9 protein-coding genes and 1 tRNA gene are annotated in these 5,805 nt (G+C 47.6%); 3 read left to right on the forward strand and 7 right to left on the reverse strand.

Annotation, left to right across the window (positions count from 1 at the left end; genetic code table 11):
- Window positions 1-61 precede the first annotated feature (61 nt).
- The 3 genes from AAB523_01300 to AAB523_01310 all read right to left on the reverse strand — a co-directional run bounded on the left by AAB523_01300 (window position 62) and on the right by AAB523_01310 (window position 1,098).
- Window positions 62-388, reverse strand: a complete 327-nt coding sequence (locus tag AAB523_01300; GenBank protein ID MEK7555907.1) for a hypothetical protein — start codon at window positions 386-388, stop codon at window positions 62-64.
- Window positions 389-500: 112 nt separating this feature from the next.
- A complete protein-coding gene (locus AAB523_01305; protein ID MEK7555908.1) occupies window positions 501-785 on the reverse strand; it encodes a hypothetical protein in 285 nt (94 codons plus the stop codon).
- 10 nt (window positions 786-795) lie between these two features.
- Entirely contained in the window at window positions 796-1,098 is a 303-nt protein-coding gene (locus tag AAB523_01310) for a hypothetical protein (protein ID MEK7555909.1), read from the reverse strand.
- Window positions 1,099-1,189: 91 nt separating this feature from the next.
- On the opposite strand from AAB523_01310, the gene def reads away from it, so the two are divergent.
- Both def and fmt read left to right on the forward strand, forming a co-directional pair.
- Entirely contained in the window at window positions 1,190-1,735 is a 546-nt protein-coding gene (gene def, locus AAB523_01315) for a peptide deformylase (protein ID MEK7555910.1), read from the forward strand.
- A gap of 22 nt (window positions 1,736-1,757) precedes the next feature.
- Complete coding sequence (gene fmt / locus AAB523_01320) at window positions 1,758-2,591, forward strand: methionyl-tRNA formyltransferase (protein ID MEK7555911.1); 834 nt, start codon at window positions 1,758-1,760, stop codon at window positions 2,589-2,591.
- A 153-nt stretch (window positions 2,592-2,744) separates the two neighbouring features.
- Here the strand turns inward: fmt and AAB523_01325 are convergent, their stop codons facing one another.
- From AAB523_01325 to pyk, 4 genes are read right to left on the reverse strand one after another with little or no spacing between them, the layout of a single operon-like run.
- Window positions 2,745-3,368 carry a peptidylprolyl isomerase gene (locus AAB523_01325; GenBank protein MEK7555912.1) on the reverse strand — a complete coding sequence of 208 codons (624 nt, stop codon included), beginning with the start codon at window positions 3,366-3,368 and terminating at the stop codon, window positions 2,745-2,747.
- A 10-nt stretch (window positions 3,369-3,378) separates the two neighbouring features.
- A complete protein-coding gene (gene raiA / locus AAB523_01330) occupies window positions 3,379-3,753 on the reverse strand; it encodes a ribosome-associated translation inhibitor RaiA (protein ID MEK7555913.1) in 375 nt (124 codons plus the stop codon).
- Between the two features lie 20 nt (window positions 3,754-3,773).
- Complete coding sequence (locus AAB523_01335; protein MEK7555914.1) at window positions 3,774-4,007, reverse strand: DUF167 domain-containing protein; 234 nt, start codon at window positions 4,005-4,007, stop codon at window positions 3,774-3,776.
- Window position 4,008: 1 nt separating this feature from the next.
- Window positions 4,009-5,430 carry a pyruvate kinase gene (gene pyk, locus AAB523_01340; protein MEK7555915.1) on the reverse strand — a complete coding sequence of 474 codons (1,422 nt, stop codon included), beginning with the start codon at window positions 5,428-5,430 and terminating at the stop codon, window positions 4,009-4,011.
- Window positions 5,431-5,732: 302 nt separating this feature from the next.
- Between pyk and AAB523_01345 the strand changes: the two genes are divergently transcribed.
- Window positions 5,733-5,804: transfer RNA gene (locus tag AAB523_01345), tRNA-Asn, on the forward strand.
- The last annotated feature ends 1 nt before the right edge of the window (window position 5,805 follow it).

The following is a 5,805-nucleotide window of genomic DNA, read 5'->3' on the forward strand; positions in this document are numbered from 1 at the left end:
CCTTTTGAGAGATGTTTCCGAACATATCCAAAAGGTGTACTGAACCTGTAAGGTTTCTGTTCTACTTCAATGGTACTGTTGTTTTTTCCGCAAGGTATGTGTGGAAGGCGCGAAGAGCTGACTCGCGCATCTGTTGTTCCGCTCTACCCACGGCAATAAGGCCGCTTTCGCCGGACAAAGATACACTTCCGGATCGCTCGTTTAATCTGAAAATTCTCATTGCTTGCCCGGAATAGACCGCAACAACAAGTATGCCGCATACTTCTCGCACATTGCCGACACTGGGGGTCATGTTCACATCCTCCTTTTGATCTTCTCTAAGCGTACAAAAGTTCCCAAAAATGTCAACCGAGCACCACTTTTTTAAAGAATAAAAGTGATGCGACATTGTTCTCTTATAAGCGGAGCGAATTAGAGAACAAGAAGTACTCCTGTGGTGCTCGGTCAACCCGGTAGTGATAAAAAGAACGGGAACTCATTGAGTTCCCGTTTGTACCTTCTCAAACACGATCAAACATAAATGGAAAAGGTTGCTGTGGCAGAAGCGCTTTTTCTCGCGCGGAAGTAAGGATGGGTAAAGCAGTAGCCCACATTGCCCTGTTGAGGACGCCCGCGATGCGAGGATATTTGCCATCTATTTTCCATACAAACATTCTTCCTGTTTCTATGTCCATGGCGTACCATCGCTTAATATCGCTTCCTTTACATTCCACCGAGGTAAATACAAGGCTTCTGGTTCTTCCGGGAAGAGTGGTCGCGAACGCGTTCTCGATATGATCGGTCACAACCCACCCCCTACAAGTCCAAAACGAGCTTATCATGGCGCTCTCCCGCAACCACTGACGCGTCTTCCAAAACCATCCGCTTTGAGATGTCGGCAAGGATGTCTTCTCGAGACATCCGCGGAAATTTTTGCTTCCTTTTTTTTCGCGAACCGAGAAGCTTCCCTATTTCCGACATGTGAAGAGTCCAATTCTCCGTAATGTTATGTCGGCGCAATACCTGACCGGCAGCATTACGAAAGGTTTCTTTTTTGCCCAAAAGTTTCGCCGCCTCAAAAAGTTTCGCTACTTCGCTAGCAAGCTCATGGTAATTCATTTATGTCTCCTTTCCAAAGAACTAAGTTAAATGTATTGTACACGTAATGCATGATTTGTCAAGTCATTCCCCATATGGCATAATGATATTTATGGTACATATCGTCCAAAAAGAAGACTTGGTCTTGCGGAAAAAAGCAGAGGAGGTCCCTGTCAAAGAGATTTCCTCTCCCAAGATTCAAAAGGTTATCGCCGACATGAAAAAAGCGCTTGTTCCTCATGAAGACGGTGTTGCCATTGCCGCGCCGCAGATCGGTGTTTTGTTGCGCATTTTTGTCGTATCCGGCAAAGTATTTGATATAGAAGCACTGAAAGACGATGATGAAGAAAGCGCGCCATCTAAAAAAAAGCGGCACAAGGATCTCGTTTTTATCAATCCTCACATTACCAAAACTTCAAAGCAAAAAGTCTGGATGACTGAAGGATGTCTCTCCGTGCGATGGCTCTATGGCGACGTGAAGCGTGCCACTAAAACAGAAGTGCGCGCGTACGACGAACGCGGGAAGCGCTTTACGCGCGGTGCAAGCCGATTGCTCTCCCAGGTATTCCAGCATGAAATTGATCATCTGGACGGCGTTCTTTTCATTGATAAGGCGCGACATGTGGAAGAGCTCCCGCCGGAAAAACATGATGCCTAATACAAATAAATCCTCATTGAATATGGTATTTTTCGGAACCCCTCTCCTTGCCGTGTGGGTCTTGGAAGAACTGGAGAAAGGAGGAATACTCCCCTCTTTGGTGGTAACCGCGCCCGACAAACCGGCCGGCAGGAAACTTCTCTTAACCCCCTCGCCGGTGAAAGTTTGGGCGGCAAAGAGGGGCTTCTGTATTCTGGAACCCGAAAAACTTGATAGCAATTTCATCTCCGCTCTTAAAACGGAAATATACGACCTTTTCATTGTCGCCGCGTATGGAAAACTAATCCCGAAAGAGATGCTCGGCATTCCCAAACACGGTGTTCTCAATGTGCACCCCTCTCTGCTTCCCAAATTTCGCGGGGCGTCCCCCATCATTTCGGCAATCCTTAGTGGAGAAAAAGAAACGGGCACGAGTATTATGCTCTTGGATGAACAGATGGATCACGGGCCGATCGCGGCGCAAGAGTCGTTAGACATCAGCGATATCCCAAAGGCAAGCGAACTCGGTGAGCGACTTGCGAGACTGGGAGGTGGCATGCTTGTGGATCTCATCCCGAAGTGGGTCACGGGAAACTTGAAAGCGCGCGAACAAGACCATGCAGAGGCGTCCCATTGCGGCAAAATTATCAAAGAAGACGGGCTCATCAATCTCGCGGACGATCCGGAGAAAAACTATAGAAAAATTCGGGCATTTGACGAGTGGCCGCGTGCCTGCTTTTTCTCCGAAAGAAAAGGAAAGAAAATACGAGTCGTAATCAAAGACGCGCGCCTGGAGGACGGAAAATTAGTGATTACGAGAGTACTGCCTGAAGGAAAAAAAGAAATGGATTATACTGATTTTCAGAGAAACCTTTAATCCTCTCTGGTACGTAAAATAAAAATCCCCTAGAGCTTGCTCCGGGGTTGAGGTGCGATTTCATGAGCACCGAAAGACCTTGAGTGATAGTTTTGAGCCTCAGGCGAGAAAACTAGCCACAAGGTGTACAGAACCTGTAAGGTTTAAACCCCTTTACTTCAGAATCACCTTGTTTATCGTGATGGGCTCAAGCGGTCGGTTGGTGGGCGGGCCTGTCGTTTCCACCTTTGCGATGGCATCAACAACTTCTTGCCCGGAAATCACCTTGCCGAAAATAGTGTATTTGGGTGGAAGCGGGTAATCCTGATGCATGATGAAGAATTGACTGCCGTTGGTATCGGAACCGGAGTTTGCCATTGCGAGGATACCGCGCTTGTAACCGGTCTTATAGAGATTGGAGGTTGTATCGATCTCGTCATCAAATTTATATCCCGGTCCGCCTTGCCCCCAGCTCCCTTGCGCTGTGTTGTCTTTGGAAAGCGGATCGCCCCCCTGAATCATAAAATCCTTGATCACGCGATGGAACTTTGTCCCGTTGTAAAATTCACTTTCAGCGAGCTTGACAAAATTTGCGACGGTGAGCGGCGCTTCTTCAGGAAAGAACTCCACCTCAATATCACCGAGATTGGTTACGAGGATCGCCTCGGAATACTCCAGATTATTCGTCGTAATGTTTCCTGCTATCTTTCCCTCTTTATTATTTGCATCGTTCATAAAAAACAGAACTACCGCTACTGCTATTAAAACCAAAACGACAACCACCTGATTGGTTTTCATGGTACTAAAATTATTCCTTAAGTCCCTTTAATAAATCTTTGATCGCCGCCTTCCCTCTCTTGAAGAGCGTTTTCTCTTTGCTCCTTGACGACCGCACTTCGCGAGCCATCTCATCCTTGACCTCATCAATAGCCGCGTAGAGGTCTTCCTTATCGGCAACCGCCCGAAAGCTCTTGCCGGCAACAGAGAAATTAAATTCCGCCCGAAACACGTCGCCTCTATGGTGATGTTTTGTGGTCTTCCCCACCTCTACATCCATGATGGCGCTTGTGTCTTCTGGGTCAATAAATTTCTCAAGCGCGCGAACACGTTTTTCTACGTACGCGGAGATAGCGGAGGTCAACTCCAAATTAGTAGCTCTAACCTTATTGATATGTATTGCCATAAACCTATTATACTCAATTTTTATTTTTGAACAACCGCATCAACGCGGAGTATCTTTCCCGGACTGTGGTGTCCACTAATGATGCGCACCTTGGACACTGGTGCACCGAAATGCGCCGCGATCAATTCTCGCACTCTCGTGTTCGCCATGTTTTGCCTCGCCTCCTCTTTCACGCTTATCTCAAAATGATCCGGGGACGTTTGTTTGATCGTCTCTTTTTTGGCGCACGCAGACACTCTCACTTTGACGTACATACTAGACTTCGTGCACAAAGAGCATGTTCGTGCCGCCAACCTTGCCAAATGGCACACCGGCCGCGATGACCACCTTGTCGCCCTTGTGCGTTAATTTATTTTTTATCATAAATTTACCCACATGTTCCGTGACTTGTCCCACATATTTGAACGGCTTGATTAGGACGGGATAACAGCCGTAACTTAATGCCATCTTCCTGCACGCTCGCTCGTACGGACTCATGACGACAATCGGTTGGCTGGGCTTGAATCGCGAGATCATTCGCGCGGTAAATCCGGATTCGGTAAGAGCGACAATGACTTTTGCGCCGGTTTTGTCTGCTACATACACCACGGAGCCGGAAACCGCATCTACCACTTTCGCAATGTTGCCTACGCCGCTGATCTTCTTTTTTCGGTGCATCCCTTCCACGCGGATGGCAACGTCGCTCATCACGGTTACCGCTTGGACGGGATAGTCCCCGAGTGTGGTTTCTTCCGAAAGCATGACCGCATCGGTCCCGTCGAGAATTGAATTCGCCACATCGGAAACCTCCGCGCGCGTCGGCACGGGAGATTTGATCATGGATTCAAGCATTTGCGTCGCGGTGATGACCGGTTTCCCCGCGTGATTGCATTTATCAATGATCATTTTCTGCAGGATCGGCACATCTTGAGTGGGCACCTCTATCGCCAAGTCGCCACGCGCGATCATAATGCCGTCTGATTGTTCAATAATGCTGTCAATATTTTGTATCGCTTCACTGGTCTCTATTTTGGCAATAATACTGATGTCAGCGCCCCGCGTGCGCAATATTTTTCGCAAAGTAACAATATCGTCCGCTTGTCTCACGAAAGAAAGCGCAATGAAATCAACTTGGTGTTTGATGCCAAATTCAAGGTCTTTCTTGTCCTTTTCGGTAATAGCGCTGATGCGCAAATGAACCCCGGGCACGTTCACGCCTCGCCTCCCTTTCGTTTCTCCGCCCACGATCACTTTGCATTTGATCTCACTATTGTGAACGCTCAACACCTGTAGTTTCTTCTTTCCGTCGTCCAGTAAAATAAAGTCTCCTTTTTTTACCTCCTTGGGCAATTGTTTGTAGTTCACGAACGCCTTCGTTTCATCTCCCACTATCTTTTTCGTGGTAAGCGTAAACATGCTTCCCTTCTTGAGATGGACGCGCTCCTTATAGAATTCACCAATGCGGATCTTCGGACCCGCGAGATCTTGGAGGATGGCGATCGGTTTATCAAGCTTCGCTGACACCTTTCTGGCAACCTCAACGCGCTTGCCATGCTCAACAAAATCACCGTGAGAAAAATTAAGTCGTATCACATCCATGCCTGCCTTTGCGAGGGCCGTCATTGTTTTCTCGTTCTCGGTCACGGGTCCGATCGTAGCGACTATCTTGGTTTTCTTGGCGAATATATTTTTGTTCATTGAGTTTATCGGGTACGCTGAAAAGTGATAACGTAGCACGCATTGTAATAGATTTTTCTGCCTTGGTCAAATGAACCCCGTAGTAGATTTTGGCATTGCGCTTTTAGCGCGCACTTCGTGCTATGCCAAAATTCACTACGGGGTCAACCCTTTGCAATTTCAACGTTTTTTGCTATGATAACCCTGCTCTTTTGAAGAGCGAGGTTATTTCAACAAGCGAGGAGCGCGTGGAAAATTCTAATTTTACACAGCGTCCGAGCGCAGTTGAAACAAAGGGCGTACTTTTCTTCTGCCCTTTATATTCCGCGGTAGCTCAATGGTAGAGCAATCGACTGTTAATCGATTGGTTGTAGGTTCGAGTCCTACCCGCGGAGC

Source organism: Patescibacteria group bacterium (assembly GCA_038063375.1).
Classification (GTDB): Bacteria; Patescibacteriota; Minisyncoccia; order Phycocordibacterales; family JANLHH01; genus JANLHH01.

Excerpts from the sequence above, each read along its gene's own strand:
- AAB523_01300 (MEK7555907.1), bottom strand. The coding sequence starts at position 388 with ATGTCGCATCACTTTTATTCTTTAAAAAAGTGGTGCTCGGTTGACATT.
- AAB523_01310 (MEK7555909.1), bottom strand. The coding sequence starts at position 1,098 with ATGAATTACCATGAGCTTGCTAGCGAAGTAGCGAAACTTTTTGAGGCG.
- def (MEK7555910.1), top strand. The coding sequence starts at position 1,190 with ATGGTACATATCGTCCAAAAAGAAGACTTGGTCTTGCGGAAAAAAGCA.
- fmt (MEK7555911.1), top strand. The coding sequence starts at position 1,758 with ATGGTATTTTTCGGAACCCCTCTCCTTGCCGTGTGGGTCTTGGAAGAA.
- AAB523_01325 (MEK7555912.1), bottom strand. The coding sequence starts at position 3,368 with ATGAAAACCAATCAGGTGGTTGTCGTTTTGGTTTTAATAGCAGTAGCG.
- raiA (MEK7555913.1), bottom strand. The coding sequence starts at position 3,753 with ATGGCAATACATATCAATAAGGTTAGAGCTACTAATTTGGAGTTGACC.
- AAB523_01335 (MEK7555914.1), bottom strand. The coding sequence starts at position 4,007 with ATGTACGTCAAAGTGAGAGTGTCTGCGTGCGCCAAAAAAGAGACGATC.
- pyk (MEK7555915.1), bottom strand. The coding sequence starts at position 5,430 with ATGAACAAAAATATATTCGCCAAGAAAACCAAGATAGTCGCTACGATC.